This is a genomic window from Mesorhizobium sp. WSM1293 (assembly GCF_000513875.1).
Lineage (GTDB): Bacteria > Pseudomonadota > Alphaproteobacteria > Rhizobiales > Rhizobiaceae > Mesorhizobium > Mesorhizobium ciceri.
This window is the reverse complement of the sequence record NZ_AZUV01000001.1, coordinates 944,774-967,788: the sequence shown is the minus strand read 5'-3', so window position 1 is coordinate 967,788 and position 23,015 is coordinate 944,774. Positions and strand designations below refer to the sequence as shown.

Sequence of the window (23,015 nt, the reverse complement as noted above, 5' to 3'; positions counted from 1 at the left end):
GCATGACTGCCGAGCACCAGATCACCGCCGGCTTCATGCCGCTTTTCGACAGCGCCGTGCTGGTCGCGGCGGGCGAACTTGGCTTCGCCGCGCAAGAAGGCATCGATCTGAAGCTGCACCGCGAGACATCCTGGGCCAACATCCGCGACCGCATCGCCATCGGCCACTTCCATCTCGCGCATATGCTGGGACCGATGCCGCTCGCCTGCAATCTCGGGCTGACGCCGCTGGCCTCGGAAACCATCGTGCCGTTCTCGCTCGGCCTCGGCGGCAATTGCGTCACCATCTCCAATGCCGTTTGGGCCGGTATGGCGGCACACGGCGCCGAGGCCGACCTAGACCCGGCGCGCGCCGGTGCCGCACTTGGCGCGCTCATTCGCGAGCGCGCTGCGGCCGGTGGCGATCCGCTGCGCTTTGCCGTGGTGCATCCGCATTCCGGGCACAATTACGAATTGCGCTATTGGCTCGCCGCCTGCGGCATCGATCCGAGCCAAGAGATTGAGATCGTCATCGTGCCGCCGCCCTTCATGGCCGATGCGCTGGCCGCCGGCCGCATCGACGGCTACTGCGTCGGCGAACCCTGGAACAGCGCTGCGGTGGCCGCCGGCACCGGCCACATCGTCACCGTCAAGGCGCGGATATGGCGCAACAGCCCGGAGAAGGTGATCGGCGTGCGCAAGGCTTGGGCAGACGAAAACCCCGAGGCCTTGGCGGCGCTGCTGCGCGCGCTGCATCACTCGGCGCGCTGGTGCCAGGATCCGGCCAACCATGGCGAACTGGCCGGGGTGATGGCGCAGGCCGGCTTCCTCGGCCTGCCGCCGACCGTGCAGATGCCGATCCTGACCGGCCATCTCCAACTGGGCGGCGGTGCGGAGCGGACCATCGACGACTTCTTCCTCCCCTTCGATAAGGCGGCGAACTTTCCGTGGAAGAGCCATGCGCTGTGGTTCTACACGCAGATGGTGCGCTGGGGGCACGTGGCGCACACGCCTGAAAATCTCGCCATCGCCCGCGATTGCTACCGTCCCGACCTCTACCGTTCGGCGCTGAAGCCGCTCGGCGTCGCGCTTCCCGGCGCCAATTCGAAAGTCGAGGGTGCGCTCCAAATTGCCACCGCGGTCGGCGCGACAGGCGCCGGCCTTGTGCTCGGTCCGGACGGTTTCTTCGACGGTCAGATCTTCGATCCTGACGAGATCGATGCGTACATTACCGGCCAGAAATCTGCCGAGATTTAGGCCTGATCATTTCCGCGCCATCCTTGTGCATTGCACAAAAATTGTGCGCGCGATTGCCCTAATGAACAATCTTTGGCCTTCCGGCCATAGGGTTCAGTGCGCCGGCGATCAGCGCAGGCTGCTGATTTCATTTGCCTTTTTCACCTCTCTCAAAACTGGCACGGTTCCTGCTTTGAAATAGACAGGCCCTTCGCGGGTCACGGAACAGGCGTCCAATGGCGGGCGCCACAGGCAAAGCTGCCGCTCAGGTTCATGCGCGCTCCCGGTCACCCGGACGCGAAGACCTGGCTGGCGGCTTTTTTGTTTTGATCAACACGCAATCGACGACGCGGATCTCAAGCCGCGCCCAACCGGAGACGACGATGACGAAACGGATCAGGACTGGAACGACCCTCAAAGACATGACGCGCCGCGATTTTCTGGTCAGCAGCGCGATGACGGCCGGCCTGTTCGTGGCGGCCCGCAAGCTCTTCCCTTCCGGCGCCTATGCCGCGACCGCCACTCCGGAGGTCACCGGCGCCAAGCTCGGCTTCATTGCCCTCACCGATGCGGCCCCGCTGATGATCGCCAAGGAGAAGGGGCTGTTCGCCAAGTTCGGCATGCCCGATGTCGAGGTGCTCAAGCAGGCCTCCTGGGGTGCGACACGCGACAATCTGATGCTCGGCGGCGCGGCCAACGGCATCGACGGCGCTCATATCCTGACACCGCTGCCTTACCTCATGCACACCGGCAAGGTGACGCAGAACAACCAGCCGATGCCGATGGCGATCGTGGCTCGGCTCAACTACGACTGCCAGGGCATTTCGGTCGCCCAGGAATATGCCGGCACCGGTGTCGGCCTCGACGCCTCGAAGCTGAAAGACGCCTTCGCTGCCAAGAAGGCGACCGGCAAGGAAATCAAGGCCGCCATGACCTTCCCGGGCGGTACGCATGATCTGTGGCTGCGCTATTGGCTGGCCGCCGGCGGCATCGATCCCGACAAGGACGTCTCGACCATTGTCGTGCCGCCGCCGCAGATGGTGGCCAACATGAAGGTCGGCAATATGGACGTGTTCTGCGTCGGCGAGCCGTGGAACGAGCAACTCGTCCATCAGGGCGTCGGCTTCACCGCCGCCACGACAGGCGAATTGTGGAAGGGCCATCCCGAAAAGGCGCTCGGCCTGCGCGCCGAATTCATCGAGAAAAATCCGAACGCCACCAAGGCGATCCTGATGGCCGTCATGGAAGCCCAGCAATGGTGCGAGGCCACCGAGAACAAGGACGAGATGGCCGCCATCATCGGCAAGCGGCAATGGATGAACGTGCCCGTCGCCGATATCATCGGCCGTCTCAAGGGCGACATCAACTATGGCAATGGCCGCGTCGCCAACGGCACCGATCTCTCCATGAAGTTCTGGAAGGGCGGCGTCTCCTATCCGTTCAAGAGCCATGATGCGTGGTTCCTTGCCGAGAATATCCGCTGGGGCAAGTTCGCGCCGACCACCGACATCAACGCGCTGGTCGACCAGGTCAACCGCGAGGATCTGTGGCGCGAGGCGGCCAAGGATCTCGGCGTCGCGGCAGCCGACGTTCCGGCGTCGTCGTCGCGCGGCGTCGAGACCTTCTTCGACGGCAAGATTTTCGATCCGGCCAACCCGTCCGCCTATCTCGACAGCCTGAAGATCAAGGCATCGGCGTAGCTTGATCGCAAGCGGTGCATGCGCCGCTTGCGATCACTACCTGCCCCAAGGAGTTTTCCCCAGACATGTCGATCCAGACTATCGAGGACACCAAGGTGAAGGCCTTTCCCGCCAAGCCGGCGGAGGTCATCGCCTTCACTGCCAAGGCACGGCGCCGCTTCGAGCCGCTCGCCATCGCCGGCAAACTGGCGAGCGCGCTGGTGCCGCCCATCATCGTCATCGCGCTGATGCTGGTCGTCTGGCAGATCGCCTGTTCGTCGCCGACATCGAGCCTGCCGCCGCCGACCCAGGTGTGGAACGAGGCCTACGACCTGATAGCGCATCCGTTCTTCGACAATGGCCCGCAGGATATAGGTCTGGCCTGGCGCGTGCTGATCTCGCTGCAGCGCGTCGCCGTCGGCTTCGGCCTGGCGGCGGTCGTCGGCGTCGCGCTCGGTGCGCTGGTCGGCCAGTCGATCTGGGCGATGCGCGGCCTCGACCCGGTGTTCCAGATCCTGCGCACGGTGCCGCCGCTGGCCTGGCTGCCGCTGTCGCTGGCGGCGTTCCGTGATTCCAGCCCGTCGGCGATCTTCGTCATCTTCATCACCTCGATCTGGCCAATCATCATCAACACCGCGGTCGGCGTGCGCAACATTCCCGAGGACTACCGCAACGTCTCGCGCATCCTGCGGCTCAACCAGTTCGAATTCTTCGTCAAGATCATGGTGCCGGCCGCCGCGCCTTACATCTTCACCGGCTTGAGGATCGGCATCGGCCTGTCCTGGCTCGCCATCGTCGCGGCTGAAATGCTGACTGGCGGCGTCGGCATCGGCTTCTTCATCTGGGATGCGTGGAACTCGTCGCGGCTGCCCGACATCATCGTCGCGCTCGCCTATATCGGCGTCACCGGCTTCTGCCTCGACCGGCTGGTCGCGGCGGTCGGCGCCTTCGTCACCCGCGGCACAACAGCAAAGTGAGGAGAGGGGCGATGACGGCCTATCTGAAGCTCGACCATATCGACAAATCCTTCACGCGTGGTGCCCAGGTCAGCGAGGTGTTGAAGGACATCAGGCTGACCATCGACAAGGGCGAATTCGTCTCCATCATCGGCCATTCCGGCTGCGGCAAGTCGACCCTGCTCAATCTGATCGCCGGGCTGACCAAGGTGTCGGCCGGCGCCGTGCTGCTCGAGGACAAGGAGGTCGACAGCCCTGGACCGGAACGCGCCGTGGTGTTCCAGAACCACTCGCTGCTGCCGTGGCTGACCGTCTACGAAAACATCAACCTGGCGGTGTCGAAGGTCTTCGGCCGTTCGAAGAGCAAAGTCGAGCGGCATGACTGGATCATGCGCAATCTCGACCTCGTGCAGATGGCGCATGCCAAGGACAAGCGCCCGGCGGAAATCTCCGGGGGCATGAAGCAGCGCGTCGGCATCGCCCGGGCGCTGGCGATGGAGCCGAAGATCCTGCTGCTCGACGAGCCGTTCGGCGCGCTCGATGCGCTGACGCGGGCCCATCTGCAGGACGCGGTGATGGACATCCATTCCAGGCTCGGCTCGACGACGATCATGATCACCCATGACGTCGACGAGGCGGTGCTGCTCTCCGACCGCATCGTCATGATGACCAATGGCCCGGCGGCGACCATCGGCGAAGTGCTTGCCGTGCCGCTGGCGCGGCCGCGCCGGCGCGTCGAACTCTCTTCCGACCGGACCTTCCTGCGCTGCCGCGAGGCGGTTCTGAAGTTCCTCTACGAACGCCACCGCTTCGTCGAAGCCGCGGAGTAGCACCATGAGCGAAAGACTTGTCATCATCGGCAATGGCATGGCCCCCGGGCGCATGCTGGAGCATCTGCTGGAACAGGCTCCGGGCCGCTACACCGTCACCATCTTCAACGCCGAGCCGCGCGTCAATTACGACCGCATCATGCTGTCGCCGGTGCTGTCGGGCGAGAAGGCCTATGAGGAGATCATCATCCATGGCGACGGCTGGTACATCGCCAACAACATCACCCTCTACAAGGGCCACAAGATCGTTGCCATCGACCGGACGGCGAAGACCGTCACCTCCGATCATGGCGTCACCGAACCCTACGACAAGCTCGTCATCGCCACCGGCTCGGTACCGTTCATCATTCCGGTGCCGGGCCATGACCTGCCGGGGGTGCTGACCTATCGCGATCTCGATGACGTGCAGGCGATGATGCTCGCTGCCCAGTCGCGGGCCAAGGCGGTGGTCATCGGCGGCGGCCTGCTGGGTCTGGAAGCGGCGGCGGGCCTCAACGCGCAAGGCATGGACGTCACCGTGCTGCATGTCATGCCGACCTTGATGGAGCGCCAGCTCGATCCGGCCGCCGGCTATCTCTTGCAGCGTGCGGTGGAGCAGCGCGGCATCAAGGTCATCACCAAGGCCAACACCCAGGCGATCACCGGCAACGGCAAGGTCGGGCAGGTGGAACTTGCTGACGGCACCATTATCCCAGCAACGCTTGTGGTGATGGCCGTCGGCATCAGGCCGAATTCGGCGCTGGCCAAACAGGCCGGCATCGCCGTTAACAGGGGCATCGTCGTCGATGCCGGCATGCGCAGCAACGATCCCGACATCTACGCGCTCGGCGAATGTGCCGAGGTCAACGGCCAGGTCTATGGCCTCGTCGCGCCGCTCTACGAGATGGCGCGCGTGACAGCCAGCCAGCTTGCCGGCAACGAAGCGGCGGCCTTCGTCCATATGGACACGCCGACCAAGCTCAAGGTCACCGGCATCGACCTGTTCTCGCTCGGCGACTTCGCCGAGGGCGAGGACCGCCAGGAGATCGTGCTGCGCGATGCGGCGGCCGGCGTCTACAAGCGACTTGTGCTGAAGGACGACCGCATCATCGGCACCGTGCTCTATGGCGAGACGGCGGACGGCGCCTGGTTCAACGATCTCAAGAAAAAGCAGACCGACATATCCGAGATGCGCGATACGCTCATCTTCGGCCAGTCCTACCAGGGGGGTGCCCCGCTGGACCCTATGGCGGCCGTTGCAGCCTTGCCGGATGATGCGGAGATCTGCGGCTGCAACGGCGTTTGCAAGGGGAAGATCACCGGCGCGATCACGGCCAAGGGCCTGACCTCGCTCGACGACGTGCGCGCCCACACCAAGGCCTCGGCCTCCTGCGGCTCCTGCACCGGGCTGGTCGAGAAGCTGATGGTGCTGACCATCGGCGACAAATACAATCCAGCGGCGGTGCAGCCGATGTGCGGCTGCACGACGCTCGGTCATGACGAGGTCCGCCGGCTGATCATCGCCAAGCGCCTGAAGACCATTCCCGCCGTCATGCAGGAACTGGAATGGACGACCTCCTGCGGCTGCGCCAAATGCCGGCCGGCGCTCAATTACTATCTCGTCTGCGACTGGCCGGACGACTACGCCGACGACTACCAGTCGCGCTTCATCAACGAGCGCGTCCACGCCAACATCCAGAAGGATGGCACCTATTCGGTGGTGCCGCGCATGTGGGGCGGGGTGACCAATGCCGCTGAACTGCGCGCCATCGCCGACGTTGTCGACAAGTTTGAAATCCCGATGGTCAAGGTCACCGGCGGCCAGCGCATCGACATGCTCGGCATCCGCAAGGAAGACCTGCCGGCGGTGTGGGCCGATCTCGGCCAGGCCGGCTTCGTCTCCGGCCACGCCTATGCCAAGGGGTTGCGCACGGTGAAGACCTGCGTCGGCTCGGACTGGTGCCGCTTCGGCACGCAGGATTCGACGGGCCTCGGCATCCGCATCGAAAAATTCATGTGGGGCTCGTGGACGCCGGCCAAGGTCAAGATGGCGGTGTCGGGCTGTCCGCGCAACTGCGCCGAGGCGACCTGCAAGGATGTCGGCGTCATCTGCGTCGACTCCGGCTACGAGATCCATTTTGCCGGCGCGGCCGGCCTCGACATCAAGGGCACCGAAGTACTCGGGCTTGTGAAGACTGAGGACGAGGCGCTGGAGCATATTGTGGCGCTGACGCAGATGTACCGCGAGCAGGGCCGCTACCTCGAGCGCATCTACAAATGGGCCAAGCGCATCGGCATCCCCGAGATCAAGCGCCAGATCATGGACGATGGCGACAAGCGCAGGGCCTATTACGAGCGCTTCGTCTTCAGCCAGAAATTCGCCCAGGTCGACCCGTGGTCGGAACGCGTTTCCGGCAAGGACAAGCACGAATTCCGGCCAATGGCCTCGGTCGGTTTTGCGCAGGCGGCGGAGTGAGCGTGATGAACTGGATATCGATAGGCTCTCTCTCCGACATCCCTCGCCGCGGCGCGCGCTGCGTCGCCACCCCGGAAGGCAAGATCGCCGTCTTTCGCACCGCCGACGATCAGGTCTACGCCATCGACGACCATTGCCCGCACAGAGGCGGACCGCTCAGCCAGGGCATCGTGCACGGCACGGCGGTGACCTGTCCCTTGCACAATTGGGTGATTTCGCTGGAAACGGGCAAGGCGCTCGGCGCCGACGAGGGCGCGGTGCGCACCATTCCGGTGCGGATCGAAGGCGAGCATCTGTTCATTGCGCTGGAAGCGCTGGCCAGCCGCGCGGCCTGAACCCATGGAGATCGATGAAGCGCGCGAGGTGAGGACCACCTGCCCCTATTGCGGGGTGGGCTGCGGCGTGCTGGCGAAGGTCGCCGCGGACGGGCAAGTGTCCGTGCGCGGCGACCCCGACCACCCGGCCAATTTCGGCCGGCTCTGCTCCAAGGGCTCGGCACTGGCCGAGACCATCGATCTCGACGGCAGGCTGCTTCATCCGGAGATCCACGGCCGCCGCGCCGGCTGGGACGAGGCGCTCGACCTCGTCGCCTCGACCTTCTCGCAAACCATCGCCGAGCACGGGCCCGATGCGGTCGCCTTCTATGTCTCCGGCCAGTTGCTGACCGAGGACTACTACGTCGCCAACAAGCTGATGAAGGGCTTTGTCGGCTCCGCCAACATCGACACCAATTCGCGCCTGTGCATGGCCTCTTCGGTCGCCGGCCACCGCCGCGCTTTCGGCTCCGACACCGTGCCCGGAACCTATGATGATCTGGAGCTTGCCGACCTGATCGTGCTGGTCGGCTCCAATCTCGCCTGGTGCCATCCGGTGCTCTACCAGCGCATCGCCGCGGCCCGGGAAAAGCGGCCGGAGATGAAGATCGTGCTGGTCGACCCGCGTCGCACCATGACCGCTGACATTGCCGATATGCATCTGGCGATCGCGCCCGATGGCGACGTCGCTTTGTTCACTGGCCTGCTCGCCTATCTCGGCCGGCACAATGCGCTCGACCGCACCTATATCACGACGCACACGACGGGCTTCGGGCAAGCGCTTTTCGCCGCCTCGGCGCTGGACCTGGCCGGCCTCGCCGTTGCCACGGGCCTGAGCGAGGACGAGCTTGGCCGGTTCTACAGCCTGTTCGCGGCGACCTCCAAGACGGTAACCGTCTACAGCCAGGGGGTGAACCAGTCGTCTTCGGGCACCGACAAGGTCAACGCCATCATCAACTGCCATCTCGCGACCGGCCGCATCGGCAAACCCGGCGCAGGGCCGTTTTCGGTGACCGGTCAGCCCAACGCCATGGGCGGGCGCGAGGTCGGTGGCATGGCCAACATGCTGGCCGCGCATATGGAAATCGAAAACCCCGAACATCGCGAGCGCGTGCGGCGCTTCTGGAAGGCGCCGACTGTGGCCAAAAAAACCGGCCTGAAGGCGGTTGAGATGTTTCAGGCCGTGGCAGACGGGCGCATCAAGGCGCTGTGGATTATGGCCACCAACCCGGTCGATTCGATGCCGGACGCCGATGCCGTCGAAGCGGCGATCAAGGCGTGCCCGTTCGTCGTGGTGTCGGACGTGCTGGCCCGGACCGACACCGTCCGCCACGCCCATGTCCGGCTGCCCGCCGCCGCCTGGGGCGAGAAGGATGGCACCGTCACCAATTCCGAACGCCGGGTGTCGCGCCAGCGCGCGTTTTTGCGCGTGCCCGGAGATGCGCTGCCTGACTGGCGGATTATTGCCGAGGTGGGCAAACGGATGGGGTTTGGTGAGGCGTTTTCCTACGTGTCGCCGGCGGAGGTGTTTGCCGAGCATGCCGCGCTGTCGGGTTTCGAGAATGATGGTGCGCGGGATTTTGATATCGGGGCTTATGCAGGGGTTGATGCGGAGGGGTATGAGGCGCTTGAGCCGTTCCAATGGCCAGCGCCGAGCCAAGGCGCCCCCCTCTGGCCTGCCGGCCATCTCCCCCTCAAGGGGGGAGATCGGCTGTCATGGCCGTCTTCGCCAATTCACAACGTCGCAAAGCGAAAGCGGTCGGCGAAGCTGCCAATCTCCCCCCTTGAGGGGGAGATGGCCGGCAGGCCAGAGGGGGGCGCTCAAGCTGGAGGTTGGCCAGAAGGGGTCGGCACGACTGGGCTCCAGGCTCGCTTCTTCGCCAACGGCAACTTCTTCACACCCGACCGCAAGGCGCGCTTCATCGCCATCCGTCCCACCACGGAAATCCGCACCAGCCCCGATTATCCGCTGATCCTCAACACCGGCCGCATCCGCGACCATTGGCACACCATGACGCGGACGGGGAAAAGCCCGCGTTTGTCGCAGCACATCGCCGAGCCCTTCGTCGAAATCCACCCGGCGGATGCGCTGCGCTTCGGCATCGGCGACGCCGACATCGCACGCGTTTCCAGCCCGCGCGGCGAGGTTCTGGTGCGCGTTCTGGTGACGGCACGCCAGCGACAAGGCAGCCTGTTTGCGCCGATGCACTGGACCGATCAGTTTGCCGCAAGGGGCCGACTCGACACGCTGACCGCGCCGCTGACCGATCCGGTTTCCGGCCAGCCGGCGCTGAAACATGTCGCCGTCCGCATCGAGAAATTCGCCGCAAAAGCCTTCGGGTTCGCTGTGACGCGGCAGCGGCCGGAGCTTGATATCGCGGCCTACTGGGCCGTGGCCAAATGCACGGGCGGCTGGCGGGTCGAGTTGGCCTTTGCCGATGACGACATCGACTGGTCCGGCTTCGCCGGGTCACTGTTCGGCGCTTCACCGGGCGCCGAAATGTCAGCCTATCATGATCGCGACGCCGGCCAGCACCGCATCGCCGCCTTCGACGGCGATCGATTGTCGGGCGCGTTGTTCGTCGCGCCAGGCCCGGTCGCCGTCTCGCGCGGCTGGGCAGCGGACCAACTGAGTGCCGATCATGTCGACCGGCGCGGCAGGCTGGCGATCGTGGCCGGGCGGCCGGGTGGGAGCGACGTCGACCGCGGCGCCGTCGTCTGCTCCTGCTTCGGCGTCGGCGCTAACCAGATCGCGGAAGCGGTGCGCCGTGGTTGCGGCAGCGTCGCGGCAATCGGCGCGGCCCTGCATGCCGGCACGAATTGCGGGTCCTGCCGCGCCGAGATCAGGGTCATCATCGACGCACAGAGTCTCCAAGCAGCCGAGTGATTGTCTGACCAAGGGGCCTGCGCGACGGCACTGGTTGAGCTATGGTGGCGCAAGCGTGCGGCGTCGCGCGCGAATCGTCTTCAGTCAGGGTCATCCAATGGCAAATCCTCCGCGCCGACCGACAAATCCGATGGCGGCCGCCGAGGCGGCTTTCAAGCAGGTGAAGAAGCCGGCTGCCCCGGTCCGAGAGCCCATGGCCGCTCCAGGCGTCAGGGAGCTTGTTTCGATCCGAATCGACCGCGCCGTGCTGGACCATTTCCAGGCGGACGGTCCCGGCTGGCAGGACCGCATCAACGACGCCTTGCGGCAGGCGATTGAAGGCAAGCCGACCCCTACCGCGGACGATGATTCAGACGACGAATAGCGGCTGTTCCAGCCGGCTCACGTCGCCTCGAAGTGCAGGATATAGAGCTTGCGCGTCTTCTCGTGGATCGTCCATTCGCCTTTCCAGCCTTTCGGCAGCACCAGCATTTCGCCGGTGCCGACATCCTCGCTGCGGCCGTCAGGACCATGTAGCGAGACCCGGCCCGAGACGATGTGGCAGGTTTCGGAGTTTATGTCGCGCGAGGCGGTGAAGCGGCCCGGCGTGCATTCCCAGACGCCGACTTCCAGCGTGCCATCCGGCGAGGTCCACAGCGTCTTTGACGCTTCGAGCTGATCGCCGTTGATCGAGGTCGGCTTGGGCTCGGGTTCGCCGAGATCGATGAAGGCGAGATGGGCGAAGGTCTGGAAGTCGGTCATGGCGGTCTCTCAATGTCCCGTGATGCGGTCGGCGATTGCGGCCAGTTTCGACGTGTGCTGGAGGCCCGCTTCCTCGCGCTCGTCGGCAACGCGGTAGAGCTGATACATCGAATGGACACCAAGCCAGCGCATCGGCTCAGGCTCCCATTTGCTGACCTTTCGGTTGACCCAGGGCAGGCGGGTCAATTCGGTGTCGCGGCGCAGGATAAGGTCGCGCAGCGTGCGGCCCGACAGATTGGAGCTCGACACGCCGAGCCCGACATAGCCGCCGGCCCAGCCGATGCCGGTTTGCGGATCGAGGCCTGCCGTCGTGCACCAGTCGCGCGGCACGCCCAGCACGCCGCACCAGGCATGGTCGATGCGAAGCTTGGCTGTTTGCGGCAGAAGACGGGTGAGGATCGCGTGCAGGCTTTCGATGGTCGCCTGCTGCGTCTGGCCGCGCACGTCCGTCTGCGAGCCGTAGCGATAGGGCACGCCGCGTCCGCCCATGGTGATGCGGCCTTCCCTGGTGCGCTGCGCATAGCAATAGGCGTGCGCGGCATCGCCCAGCAGCTCGTGGCCCTCCCAGCCGATCTCGTCCCACAGCGATTGCGGCAGTGGCTCGGTGACGATCTGCGCGCTGTTGAGCGGCAGCCAGAGCCGCTCATTGCCTGGTATGCCGGCCGTGAACCCCTCCGTGGCACGGATGATGATGGGCGCGCGCACGGTGCCACGGTTGGTCGTGACCTTGCCCTTCTCAATGCCGGTCACGGCAGTCTGTTCATAGATCGGCACGCCAAGCCGCTCGACGGCTTGCGACAGGCCGCGCACCAGCTTGGCCGGCTGCACGCGCGCGGTGCCGTGATGGACATAACCGCCAAGCACATTTTTGATGTTGATACGGGCCTTGGCCTCTTCCTGGCCGATCAGGCTGACGCGATCGCGCGGCACACTCCAGCCGATCGCATCGGCATAGGCAGCCTTGATCCGTTCGAGCTGCGGCTTGTTCGTCGCGACCGTCAGATTGTCGACGCGGCGGATGTCGGCATCGATGCCTTCGGCCTCGGTCACCGCGATCACTTCGTCGACCGTGCGATGCATGGCGGTTTCCATGTCGATGACGGCGCCACGCGTCGAGCTCCGCAGATATTTCTCGCGCGACCAGCTGAAGCCGCCGGACAGCCAGCCGCCATTGCGGCCCGACGCGCCGAAGCCGGCGAACTCCCGTTCGACGATCGTGATGCGGATCGATGGGTCGGCCTTCTTCAAATAGTAGGCTGTCCACAGGCCAGTGTAGCCGGCGCCGACGATGCAGACATCGGCTTCGAGATCACCCGGGAGCGGCGCGCGATAGGCCGGAAGGCCGATGTCGGCATACCAGAACGAGACGTTGCCGTTGATTTTGGCGTCCATGTCTAAAAATCCTGCGGGGAAAAGAACGGTCAGGTCATCGTCATGTCAGCGCGGTCGTCGTCGGCAAGAAGTTTTGCATCGACGACGGACCAGCGCAGATCGACCGTGTCACCAATCGAGAACGGCGTGGCTTCCAGAGATGAGCGCACGATGGCGACCGAGCCGTCGCGAAGCGTCACCTGGTATTTCGAGCCGGACCCCAGATAGATTGCTTCGCTGACCTCGCCGGTGAGGCTGTTTTGCCCGGCGGAGGGAGGCGTGTTGGTGCCGGCAAGCGAGAGCTTTTCGGGGCGCAGCAGGACCACCGGTTTATGGCCGCCGGCGAGCTTGCCGCCGACAACGATCCTCTGGCCGGCGATCGTCAGGTTGGTCTCATTTCCGGACGCCTGGGCCTCGCCGCGCAAACTGGTCGATTCGCCGATGAACTTCGCCACGAACAATGTCGCCGGCTCGTCATAGAGCTGGCGACCGGTTCCCACCTGTTCGATGCGGCCCCGGTTGAACACAGCGATGCGGTCGGACAGAACCAGCGCTTCTTCCTGATCGTGCGTCACATAGACGAAGGTGGTGCCGAGTTCGCGGTGGATGCGCTTGATCTCCAGCTGCAGCCATTCGCGCAGTTTCTTGTCGAGCGCGCCGAGCGGCTCGTCCATCAAAAGCAGCGGCGGATCGAAGACGATGGCGCGTGCCAGCGCCACGCGCTGCTGCTGGCCTCCGGAGAGTTCAGAGGGATAGCGATGCGCGAAATCGGCCATCTTGACCATGTCGAGCGCCCGCGCGACCTGGCGGTCGCGCGCCTGCTTGTCCATGCCGCGCAGTGTGAGCGGATAGGCTACGTTCTTGCCGACGGTCATATGCGGAAACAGCGCGTAGTGCTGGAAGACGACGCCGATGTTGCGCTTGTGTGCCGGCAGCGCGACGATGCTTTTGCCGCCGACTGCCAGATCGCCGGAGGTGAGGTCGGTGAAGCCCGCGACGACGTTGAGCGTGGTGGTCTTCCCCGAGCCGCTGGGGCCGAGCAGCGTCATGAACTCGCCCGGCTCGATATGCAGGCTGACATCGTCGAGCGCGGTGAAATTGCCGTAACGCTTGGTTGCGCCCTTGATGTCGATGGCCGCGCCACGTTCCCTGGTGCTGGACGCAGTCATCTCAACTCCTCGTCGATTTCGAGCTGATGATCAGCCCCGCGCTGATGATCAGCGTCGTGGCAATGAAGATGATGGTTCCGACGGCCGTCACTGTCGGATCGGCGTCACGCGTGATGCTGGTGAAGATCTGCACCGGCAGGGTCTTCAAATAGGGGCTGGTGATGAACAGCGCGACGATGATCTCATCGAAGGAGGTGACGAACGCAAACAAAAGCCCGGACAGGATGCCGGGCGCGATCAGCGGCAAGGTCACGGTGCGGAATGTGGTGAAGCGGTTGGCGCCGAGACTTGCCGCCGCCGTCTCCAGCCGCGCGTCGAAGACTTCGAGGCTTGCCGACACGGCGATGATGACGAAGGGGATCGCCAGCATCGTATGTGCGATGACGAAGCCGGTGGTGGTGCCGACGAGCTGGTAGTCGAGATAGACGGCGTAGATGCCGATGGCCAGCACCACGCCGGGCACGATCATCGGCGTGATCAGGATGGCGCGCAGCAGGCCGGCGCCGGAATGTTTCATGCGGCTGAGGCCGAGCGACGCCAGCGTGCCGATCAGCGTGGCGGCGACGGCGACGAGGCCCGCGACCCTCAGCGAATTGAAGAAGCTCGACAGCCAATCGGGGTTGGTGAAGAAATTCTCGTACCATTGCCAGGAAAAACCGGACGGCGGGAAAGCGAGCGACTTCTTCTCGTTGAATGACATCGGGATGATGACCAGCGTCGGCATCACCAGCCAGACGGCGACCAGCAGGCAGAACAGACCGAGCAGAAGGCGGGATGGTGCCAGTCTCATGATCTGGACGCCTGCTTGTGGCGCTGGCGCATCAGCGGGGCGGCGAGCGCCAGAAGCACGAAGGTCGCGACCAGCAGCACGACGCCCATGGCGCCGCCGCGGCCCCAGTTGAGCAGGCTGAGCACCTGGCTCTGCACCAGCGTCGACAGCATGGTGCTGCGCGGGCCGCCGAGCAGGGCAGGCGTGATGTAGAAGCCGAGCGACAGGATGAAGACGATGATGGCGCCGGCGAAAACGCCGGGAAGCGACAGCGGCAGATAGATTTGCAGGAAGGCGCGTGCCGGGCGCGCACCAAGGCTGCGCGCCGCCTGCACGAGGCGCAGATCGATGCCGCGCATGACCGAATAGAGCGGCAGGATCATGAACGGCAGCAGCACCTGCGCCATGCCGATGACGACGCCGGTCTGCGTGCGGATCAGCTTCACGCCGTCAAAGCCGAGCAGCCTGATGACCGAATTGATGATGCCGGAATCCTGCAGCAGGATGACCCAGGCCAGGGTGCGCACCACGCCGCTGACCCAGAACGGCACCAAAACGCACAGGATGAGGACCAGCCGCAGGCGCGGTCCGACCGCCGTCATGAGATAGGCATAGGGGTAGGCGGCGATGACGCAAACGATGGTGACCCAGGCTGCGATGGAAAAGGTGCGCCACAGGACGGTGACGTTCACCGGGGTGGAAAAGAACCAGACATAGTTCTGCAAGCCCCAAGATGGGTCCGAGAAGCTGCGCAGCGTGACGGTCAGCAAGGGATAGCCCATCGCGGCGATGAGCAAAGCCAAGGCGGGCATCGCCAGCAGCGAAGGATAGGCAGCAAGGCGCGGGCGCCGCTGCGGCGCCCGCACGGCACCTGGCGGCCGAGGATGATCACCCCCGGCCGTCGGCGTATGCGATGTCTGGCTCACGCCGTCACCTTAGCGGTAGCCGGCTCAGTTGCCGGCCATCAGCGCTGTCCACTTGTCGGACGCGGCGGCGAAGTTGGCGACCCAGAACTTGATGTTCTGCTGATAGCCGAGCTTGGCGTGGTCCGGCGTGTTGGTCAGAAAGGCGGCGACGGATGCGTCGACCTTCGGCTGTGCCTCGTTGTTGATCGGCGAGTAGGAGGTCTGCTCGGTCAGGATCTCCTGCGACTTCTTGCCGAGATAGGCGTTGATCAGCGCGTAGGAAGCGTCGGTGTCCTTGGCGCCGACCGGGATGGTCAGCTGGTCCATGACGACCAGCCAGTCCTTCCACACCGGCGTGTAGGCAGCGCCGTTCTTGACCGCCGTCATGGCGCGGCCGGTCCACATGATGATCATGTCGGCCTCGCCGGATTCGGCGAGCTGCTGGGATTCTGCGCCCGTCTTCCAGAAGATCGTGTCGGGACCGATCGCCTTGATCTTGGCGATGCCCTTGTCGATATCGGCCGGCGTCATGGCGTCGACCTTGCCGCCGTCTGCCAGGATGGCCTGTTCGATCAGGCCGCCGAGCGGGCTGCCGCTGCCGTCGATGGCGCGGGTGCCGGGAAATTTCGCGGTGTCGAAGAAGTCCTTCCAGTCCTTCGGCGGATTGTCCTTGTACGTGTCGTTCTTGTACATCAGGACCATGCCGTAGTTCATCGCCGGCACGCTGCACTCGCCGACCTGTCCGGGCGGGATGTGCGAGATGTCGAGCTTGGTCAAATCCAGCTTCTGGAACAGTTTTCCGCAATGCACGAAGGGCGGAAAATCGTCCGTATCGACGACATCCCAGGTCACATTGCCTGATTCGACCTGCGCCTGGAGCTTGGCGATTTCGGTCGGCCCATCATTCAAAAGCTTGACGCCGCTCTTGTCGACGAATTCCTTGAGGGCGGCGACCTGGCCGTCCTGGTAGATGCCGCCATAGGAGACGAAGGTCAGCGTCTTTCCCTTCAGCGAGCCGTCCACCACGGTCCCGGCCGGCGGTGCGTTCTGCGCGTGAGCGGCGGCCGCAAGCAAGGCCAGTGCGGCGGCGCCGACGAACCCGGCCAATCTTGATCTGCTTCCCATTTTCTAACCCTCCGATGGCTCGCTGTTTGATTTTGGTAGGCCGGGCGCGAACGTTTTCCGGGCTACATATTGGTCGAGGTCGACGGCGCCGCTGGTCGGCGGCGCAATGATCCACAGCACTTCGGCCACCGTATCGCCGACATTGATCGTCCGGTGGGGCGTCGAGGTCGAATATTCGATGCTATCGCCCTCTTCGAGGGTGAAGCTCTCCTCGCCGAGCGTCAGTTGCACGCGTCCGCGCAGCACGAGGAACATCTCGCTCGCGTTGCCGTGCGTGTAGGGCACGTCGCCGGTCGAGCCGCCGACGGCGAACTCGCCGCAATAGACTTCCATCTCGCGGATCGGCCGGCGCGACAGCAGCGTCTTGCGGTAGCCTTCGCTGGTCGGCAGCGCCGGCCGCTCGCTGCGTGTCAGCACCGCGTGCGGCGACACTTCGCATTCGTCGAAAAGATCGGCGAGGCTGATGCCGAGCGCATTGGCAATCAGCATCAGCGTGCTGGTGTTGGCGCCGGAAAGGCCGCGCTCGAGCTGGCTCAGGAAACTGGCGGTGGTGCCGATCATGTCGCCGAGCTGGCGCAGCGTCAGGCGCCGCGTGGTGCGATAGGCCTTGATCCGATCGCCCAATACCGTCGAGCGGCGCGCTTCGGCGCTGGTCGCGGCATTGTCGTTGAGTGCGTGATCCGCAGCGATTTTCATGGCGATCTCAGGGTTCACTTAACATGCTATTAAGTGGGGCGTCCTGGCAAGCGGATTCGCCTGGTCACCTGAAAATCATCGATGGACCTGCAGAGGGGCATGATCGGCCGACCGGCAACCCGGTTCAGCTCGATCACTGGATCATGAAGCGCGAACTGAATGGCAGGCTTGCCGCGCCGACGGCCTTCGGGCTGATGGTGACGCGCGCCGGCAGCGCTTCGATGCCGGGGAATTCCCGGCCGATGTCGTCGCACAAGGCCTCGGCAATCTTTTGCGGCGCATAGCTGGACAGGACGACCGTCCTGAACTCGACAAACTGGGTCAGCGCGGAGATCGACGCTTTCAAGCGGTCGGAACACTCGCCCAGCCATGCGCTGTAGGCCTCGCCCAGATCGGGCCACTCAGGGCTGCTGCTCCAGATGATTTCGGACGGGCGCCCGCGCATGGCCAGTTCGCTCTCCAGGCGCATCAGGCCGTGATCGAAGCTGGCGCTGGAGTTTCCCTTGTAGATCTGGTGGTTGAGGATGAGCCTGCTCTGCAGCCGTGCTCCGAGATAGAAGAACAGATAATCGTTGAGCGGCTTTGCGACGCCGAACATGCTCTCGCCGCCGGCTGCCGCGGTGATGTCGTTCTGCACGAAAACCGGCAGCTTGATCTGTGCCTCGATCTCGGCCTGCAAGGCCTTGAGCGAGGTGCTCGATCCGTTGCGGGTTGCAGCCATCGTGTCGACATCGTCGGGAACCGCCAGGCCGATGCCGGCAACCCGGCTGCGCGCCTCGACCGGCAGGCTGGTCATGGCTTGCCCGATCGCGCCGAACAGATCGCTGCTTTGCGGAAACGGATTGGCTTCATCCGCCGGCAACTGCGTGTGGAAGCGCACCGTGCCGATGAAGTCGATGAGCGCGATGTCGATCCTGCGCCGGCTGAAGCCGACGCCAACCGCATAGGCGCCCTCCGGGTTGAGTGAAAGCGGGATCGTCGGCGGCCCGACGCGGCCGCGCTGCGCCTCGCCCTGCGAGACCAGGCCCTCCTGCTCGAGCGAGCGAACGATGACTGAAGCCGTCTGCGCCGACAGGCCGGTCTTCTCGCCGATTTCCATCCGCGAAATGCCTTCGTTCTGAAGCAGCAGGGACAGCACCAACCGCTCGTTGTAGCTGCGGACGCTCAATGCATTCAGCCCGCTCGCACGATCGGCGATGCGCAAGGGATTGGGTGGTGCGAATCTCATGTCAGGCAAAGGTCGCCCCGTCGGTAAGAGGGCGTTGCCTGGCGGCGGTATGGTTGCTCATGTCGAGCGGCTCCAGCCGATGGCATCGACCGCGCGGGCGAGCGCGGTGCCCAGCAATCTGTGCGCCTCGGCATCGATGTGAAAGCCGTCCGCTTCGCTGCACGACACCACCGAGCCGGCATCGAAAAAGTGGAGTTCGAGCGAGTCCGCCAGAACCTCGAACTCGAGCGCGAGCAGGCGCGATTTCTCTGGCGCACCGGCGAATATGGACTTCCATTCCTTGACGTCGTCCTGCATCGGCGGCGGCGCCACGATCATGATCTCGGGCGTCGAGCCGCCCGGACCTGGCGCCAGCTCCTTGATGTCGTAGACGAGGCAGCCGATGCCCATCGCCACTTCCGACGGCGGCTTGTTGAAGCGGATCTTCAGATCGTTGGTGCCGAGCATGATGATGACGAGGTCGAGCGTCGCATGGCTCTGCAGGCAAGGACGAAGATAGGTTCGGCCGTTCTTGTGGGCGCCCTCGATCGGGTCGTCGTGGACGGTGGTGCGGCCGCTCAATCCTTCCTCGATGACATACCAGTCAGGGCCCAGCTGAGAACGCAATATGCCCGGCCAGCGTTCACCCGGACCATAGCGCTCGAGCGGCCCCCTGCCGGGGATCTGGCCGTGCGTGTTGGAGTCGCCGTAGCACAAGACTGAACGCATGTTTTTCCCGCCGGGACAGACTGCGCGCCGAAGCCGGCGAGCGCCATTCATGATGGATAGTGGAGCGGCGAAAGGCAAGCAAGGGAATAGTCATTCAACCTGACTAACTATTGACAGGGCGAATCCGCTGTGCTTCTAAAGTGCCCGGAGGAGTTCTCGACCGTCATCATCGTCCAGCAGAAGTCGGGCTTCGACACGCATGTGTTCGGGGGCGGGAGAATTGCGCGCATCGGTCGGTTTGTGACGGGGGCATGCATTGGGAGAGCGTCTCGTGGCCATACGAATTTGTAGGCCGGAGCAACCACAAGGAGGAGTGTTCAATGTTAGGATTGCTGAAAACCGTCGGCCTGGGGATGCTCGTTGCGTCCACGCTTGCCGTGACGTCCCTGGCGCATGCGCAAGACGTCAAGCTGATGGACGGCGTGGCGCCGCGCCCCGACGACACGCGCATGACCGCCGCCGGTGCGTTCAAGAAGGACCCGCCTTGGGTCATCGGCATGAGCGACTTCGGTGTCAACGCAAACACCTGGACGGTGCAGGTGGCGCATGAGGCGGAGAACGCCGCGGCCAAGGACAAGCGCATCTCGAAATTCATCCTGCTCGATGCCGGCTTCGACCAGAAGAAGCAGGTGGCCGATATCGAGGACCTGATCGCACAGCATGTCGACGCCATCATCGTTCAACCGGTGACCAGCACATCGGCCAATGCCAGCATCGCCAAGGCGGTCGCCGCCGGCATCCCGGTCATCCTTCACACAGGGCGTATCGATTCCGACGCCTACACCACCGAAATCCAGGGCGGCGCCGAGCACTTCGGCAAGGTCATGGGCGACTGGCTGGTGAAGACCGTCGGCGACAACGGCAAGATCTGGGTCCTGCGTGGCCTGGCCGGCCATCCGGAAGACACCAACCGCTACAACGGCCTCCTGGAATCGCTCAAGGGCACGCATGTGCAGATCATTGCCGAGGAGCATGGCGACTGGCAGTACGACAAGGCCAAGAAGCTGTGCGAGACGCTCTATCTGAACAATCCGCAGGTCGACGGCATCTGGTCGTCCGGTGCCGACATGACGCGCGCCTGCGTCGATGTCTTCAAGCAGTTCGGCACACCCATTCCGCCGATTTCGGGCGAGGGCAACAATGGCTATTTCGGCCAGTGGATTACGGATGGGTTCAAGTCGATCTCTCCGGAATACAGTCCCGCCCAGGGCGCTGCCGGCGTGCGCGCTGCCGTTGCCCTTCTGGAAGGCAAGCAGCTCTACAAGCGCTATGTCTACAATCCCGACGGATGGGACCAGGACAAGGCCAAGAAATACTATCGCGACGACCTGACCGCCAATGTCTGGTGGCCAAGCGAATTGCCGGAAGACAAGCTCAAGGAATACTACGGCAAGAAGTGACGGCGCCGTGGCTGGCGGGGAGTGGACAAACATTCCCCGCAGGCCGTTCCATGTGTTGAATCCGGTTCGTTCGAGGGTTTCGTGACCAATCTTGTCGAGATGTCCCACATTTCGAAGGCATTCGGAGGGAGCAAGGCGCTCCATTCCGTTTCCCTGGACCTCAAGGCGGGCAGCGTCCATGCCCTGATGGGCGAGAACGGTGCCGGCAAATCGACGTTGATGAAGATTCTGGCGGGCGTGCATCAGCCCGATTCCGGCGAGATCTTCATGAGCGGCGAGAAGCTCGATTTGAAGTCGCCGCGCGCCGCGCTCGATGCCGGCATTTCGACCGTTTTCCAGGAGCATTCGCTGCTGCCCAATCTGTCGATCGCCGAGAACATGTTTCTCGGCCGGGAGCCGACGACCCGGTTCGGCTCGATCGACTATCCCGCGATGAAAAGCCAGACCGCCAGGGCGCTTGGCGAACTCGGCCTCACGCTCGACCCGTCGCAACTCGTTTCCAACCTGACCATAGCCGAGCGGCAATTCGTCGAGATCGCGCATTGCATCCAGGCCGACGCCAGCGTGCTCATCCTCGATGAGCCGACGGCGGCGCTCAACGCGGCCGATGTCGATGTGCTCAACCGCAACATCCGCCGGCTGCGCGACAAGGGAAAAGCCATCGTCTACATCTCGCATCGCATGGAGGAGATCTTCGAGTTGTGCGACACGGTGACGGTGCTGAAGGATGGCGCACTGGTCGGCACCAGGACGGTGTCCGAGATCACCACCGACGAACTCATCGCCATGATGGTCGGACGCGAACTCCAGGACCTTTTTCCCGATCGTACGGGCGATGTAGGCGATGAGATACTGCGCGTCGAAAACCTCAAGATCACCGAGACATCGCAGCCGCTGTCGCTGACTTTGCACAAGGGCGAGATCGTCGCCCTGGCCGGGCTGGAAGGGCAGGGCCAGCAGCGCTTCCTGCGATCGCTGATTGGCCGCTACCATCCCTTCGCCGGGACGATTTCCATCAACGGCAAGGCGCTGAAGATGCCGCTCCCGGCGTCGGCGGGCGTTCGGTATTTGCAGCAGCTGAAGGTCGGCTTCGTTCCCGAGGACCGCAAGGAAGAGGGGCTCTTCCTCGCTTTGCCGATCGCCCACAACATCGCCATCGGATTGCATTCGAGGCGCCCGGAACTTGCGCCGGCGCGGCCATATCGAAACGTCATCGCCCGCATGATGGAGGTCATGAACATAAAGGCGGCGGGCCTGTCGGCTGCGGTCGGTTCGCTGTCGGGCGGCAACCAGCAAAAGGTTCTGCTCGGCCGCTACCTTGCCGCCGATCTCGATCTTCTGCTGGTCGAAGAGCCGACGCGCGGCGTCGACATCGGCGCCAAGTCCGAGATCTACCATCTTCTGCGGGACTTCACCGCGAAGGGCGGCGCGGTGCTGGTGCTCTCGCGCGAGACGATCGAGCTAATCGGGCTCTGCGACCGCATCTACGTCGTCCATCACGACACGATCGTGGCCGAAATGCCGGCAGCGCAGGCGAGCGAACACAAGATTCTCGACGCGGCCCTCATGGGCGGCTCCACGCGCCAGCATTAGGGGCCTGCCATGGTTCGTTCGGTTTTCAACATCCTGAATGGCCGGAACACGCGGCAGGGCCTGTGGGGCCTGCCGCTGCTGGTCGCCTTGCTCATTTCGCTGTGGCTGACCGTCGAGACGACGCAGTTCGCCACGGCCGAAAACCTCTTCAACCTGGTTGCCCAGGCGATGCCGCTGATCATCGCGGCGATCGGACAGCTCGTCGTCGTGCTCATCGGCGGGCTCGACCTGTCGGTCGGCTCGGTCATCAGCTTCACCACCGCGGTGCTGGCGCTCGACCAGCCAGCGATTGTGTTGATCCCGGCGGTCTTCGTGCTGGCGGCAGTCATCGGGCTGATCAACGGTCTGGCGATCACCCGTTTCAACGTCCATCCGATCATCGCGACGCTGTCGACGCAGTACATCGTGCTCGGCATCACGCGCATCCTGCGGCCCGTCTCCGGCGGCACGGTGCCGGAGATCGTCATCGATGCCGTCTCGGGCAGTTTCCTCGGCATTCCCTATCCGGTTTTCTGGGGCATCGTCGTGATCCTGGCAGCGTGGAAACTGCTCTACGGATCCCGGTATGGGCTGCATCTGTTTGCGATCGGCGGCGGCATCGCGTCCGGCGCCGAGAGTGCTGCCCGCAATTTCGGCGTCTCCGACCGCCGCAACATCATCCTCGCCTATGTGATCTGTTCCTGTTTCGCAGCCGTTGCCGGTGTCTTCCTGGCCGGGCGCATCGTGTCGGGCGATCCGAATGTCGGGCTGCTTTTCGAACTCGATACCGTCACCGCCGTGGCGCTTGGAGGCACCCAGCTTTCCGGTGGCATAGGCAGCCTGCACGGCACCGTGATCGGCGCGCTGGTCATGGCGCTGCTGGCCAATGGCATGAACCTCGCCAACGTCTCGCCGTTCGTCCAGACCGCGATCAAGGGCGGCATCCTGCTGGCGGTGGTCGGGCTGCAATCCCGCAAGAAGATGGGGCTCTGAAAG

At 64.2% G+C, this 23,015-nt stretch carries 20 protein-coding genes; 11 read left to right on the top strand and 9 right to left on the bottom strand.

Going from position 1 to position 23,015, the window contains the following annotated elements; all coding sequences use genetic code 11:
• The first annotated feature begins 2 nt into the window (after nucleotides 1–2).
• The 8 genes from M729_RS0104925 (at nucleotide 3) to M729_RS0104890 (ending at nucleotide 10,699) form a co-directional block, all read left to right on the top strand.
• Nucleotides 3–1,235, top strand: coding sequence for a CmpA/NrtA family ABC transporter substrate-binding protein (locus M729_RS0104925; protein WP_027160926.1), 1,233 nt, complete (start codon nucleotides 3–5; stop codon nucleotides 1,233–1,235).
• 362 nt (nucleotides 1,236–1,597) lie between these two features.
• Nucleotides 1,598–2,914, top strand: coding sequence for a CmpA/NrtA family ABC transporter substrate-binding protein (locus M729_RS0104920; RefSeq protein WP_027160925.1), 1,317 nt, complete (start codon nucleotides 1,598–1,600; stop codon nucleotides 2,912–2,914).
• 65 nt (nucleotides 2,915–2,979) lie between these two features.
• Complete coding sequence (ntrB, locus tag M729_RS0104915; RefSeq protein ID WP_013530458.1) at nucleotides 2,980–3,870, top strand: nitrate ABC transporter permease; 891 nt, start codon at nucleotides 2,980–2,982, stop codon at nucleotides 3,868–3,870.
• Nucleotides 3,871–3,881: 11 nt separating this feature from the next.
• Complete coding sequence (locus M729_RS0104910) at nucleotides 3,882–4,679, top strand: ABC transporter ATP-binding protein (protein ID WP_013530459.1); 798 nt, start codon at nucleotides 3,882–3,884, stop codon at nucleotides 4,677–4,679.
• Nucleotides 4,680–4,683: 4 nt separating this feature from the next.
• Entirely contained in the window at nucleotides 4,684–7,134 is a 2,451-nt protein-coding gene (gene nirB / locus M729_RS0104905; RefSeq protein ID WP_027160924.1) for a nitrite reductase large subunit NirB, read from the top strand.
• Between the two features lie 5 nt (nucleotides 7,135–7,139).
• Nucleotides 7,140–7,469: a nitrite reductase small subunit NirD gene (gene nirD / locus M729_RS0104900; RefSeq protein ID WP_027160923.1), complete on the top strand. Its 330-nt coding sequence runs from the start codon at nucleotides 7,140–7,142 to the stop codon at nucleotides 7,467–7,469.
• Nucleotides 7,470–7,473: 4 nt separating this feature from the next.
• Nucleotides 7,474–10,335, top strand: coding sequence for a nitrate reductase (locus M729_RS0104895; RefSeq protein WP_027160922.1), 2,862 nt, complete (start codon nucleotides 7,474–7,476; stop codon nucleotides 10,333–10,335).
• Between the two features lie 97 nt (nucleotides 10,336–10,432).
• A complete protein-coding gene (locus M729_RS0104890) occupies nucleotides 10,433–10,699 on the top strand; it encodes a BrnA antitoxin family protein (RefSeq protein WP_027160921.1) in 267 nt (88 codons plus the stop codon).
• A 17-nt stretch (nucleotides 10,700–10,716) separates the two neighbouring features.
• Here the strand turns inward: M729_RS0104890 and M729_RS0104885 are convergent, their stop codons facing one another.
• The 9 genes from M729_RS0104885 to M729_RS0104845 all read right to left on the bottom strand — a co-directional run bounded on the left by M729_RS0104885 (nucleotide 10,717) and on the right by M729_RS0104845 (nucleotide 19,047).
• Nucleotides 10,717–11,076, bottom strand: coding sequence for a cupin domain-containing protein (locus M729_RS0104885; protein ID WP_027160920.1), 360 nt, complete (start codon nucleotides 11,074–11,076; stop codon nucleotides 10,717–10,719).
• Nucleotides 11,077–11,085: 9 nt separating this feature from the next.
• Nucleotides 11,086–12,468, bottom strand: a complete 1,383-nt coding sequence (locus M729_RS0104880; RefSeq protein WP_027160919.1) for an FAD-binding oxidoreductase — start codon at nucleotides 12,466–12,468, stop codon at nucleotides 11,086–11,088.
• Between the two features lie 29 nt (nucleotides 12,469–12,497).
• Nucleotides 12,498–13,616 carry an ABC transporter ATP-binding protein gene (locus tag M729_RS0104875; protein ID WP_027160918.1) on the bottom strand — a complete coding sequence of 373 codons (1,119 nt, stop codon included), beginning with the start codon at nucleotides 13,614–13,616 and terminating at the stop codon, nucleotides 12,498–12,500.
• 1 nt (nucleotide 13,617) lies between these two features.
• Nucleotides 13,618–14,406, bottom strand: coding sequence for an ABC transporter permease (locus M729_RS0104870; protein WP_027160917.1), 789 nt, complete (start codon nucleotides 14,404–14,406; stop codon nucleotides 13,618–13,620).
• Nucleotides 14,403–15,311 carry an ABC transporter permease gene (locus M729_RS0104865; protein WP_027160916.1) on the bottom strand — a complete coding sequence of 303 codons (909 nt, stop codon included), beginning with the start codon at nucleotides 15,309–15,311 and terminating at the stop codon, nucleotides 14,403–14,405. Before M729_RS0104865 ends, M729_RS0104870 begins: the two co-directional genes overlap by 4 nt.
• A gap of 24 nt (nucleotides 15,312–15,335) precedes the next feature.
• Nucleotides 15,336–16,415 carry an extracellular solute-binding protein gene (locus M729_RS0104860; RefSeq protein WP_023809407.1) on the bottom strand — a complete coding sequence of 360 codons (1,080 nt, stop codon included), beginning with the start codon at nucleotides 16,413–16,415 and terminating at the stop codon, nucleotides 15,336–15,338.
• Between the two features lie 3 nt (nucleotides 16,416–16,418).
• A complete protein-coding gene (locus M729_RS0104855) occupies nucleotides 16,419–17,111 on the bottom strand; it encodes an XRE family transcriptional regulator (RefSeq protein ID WP_027160914.1) in 693 nt (230 codons plus the stop codon).
• Nucleotides 17,112–17,244: 133 nt separating this feature from the next.
• Nucleotides 17,245–18,339: an ROK family transcriptional regulator gene (locus M729_RS0104850; RefSeq protein WP_027160913.1), complete on the bottom strand. Its 1,095-nt coding sequence runs from the start codon at nucleotides 18,337–18,339 to the stop codon at nucleotides 17,245–17,247.
• A 57-nt stretch (nucleotides 18,340–18,396) separates the two neighbouring features.
• Nucleotides 18,397–19,047 carry an SGNH/GDSL hydrolase family protein gene (locus M729_RS0104845; RefSeq protein ID WP_023809404.1) on the bottom strand — a complete coding sequence of 217 codons (651 nt, stop codon included), beginning with the start codon at nucleotides 19,045–19,047 and terminating at the stop codon, nucleotides 18,397–18,399.
• Nucleotides 19,048–19,367: 320 nt separating this feature from the next.
• Between M729_RS0104845 and M729_RS0104835 the strand changes: the two genes are divergently transcribed.
• The 3 genes from M729_RS0104835 to M729_RS0104825 all read left to right on the top strand — a co-directional run bounded on the left by M729_RS0104835 (nucleotide 19,368) and on the right by M729_RS0104825 (nucleotide 23,012).
• A complete protein-coding gene (locus M729_RS0104835; protein WP_013530473.1) occupies nucleotides 19,368–20,447 on the top strand; it encodes a substrate-binding domain-containing protein in 1,080 nt (359 codons plus the stop codon).
• An 81-nt stretch (nucleotides 20,448–20,528) separates the two neighbouring features.
• Nucleotides 20,529–22,040 carry a sugar ABC transporter ATP-binding protein gene (locus M729_RS0104830; RefSeq protein WP_027160912.1) on the top strand — a complete coding sequence of 504 codons (1,512 nt, stop codon included), beginning with the start codon at nucleotides 20,529–20,531 and terminating at the stop codon, nucleotides 22,038–22,040.
• A 9-nt stretch (nucleotides 22,041–22,049) separates the two neighbouring features.
• Entirely contained in the window at nucleotides 22,050–23,012 is a 963-nt protein-coding gene (locus M729_RS0104825; protein ID WP_013530475.1) for an ABC transporter permease, read from the top strand.
• Nucleotides 23,013–23,015 lie beyond the last annotated feature (3 nt).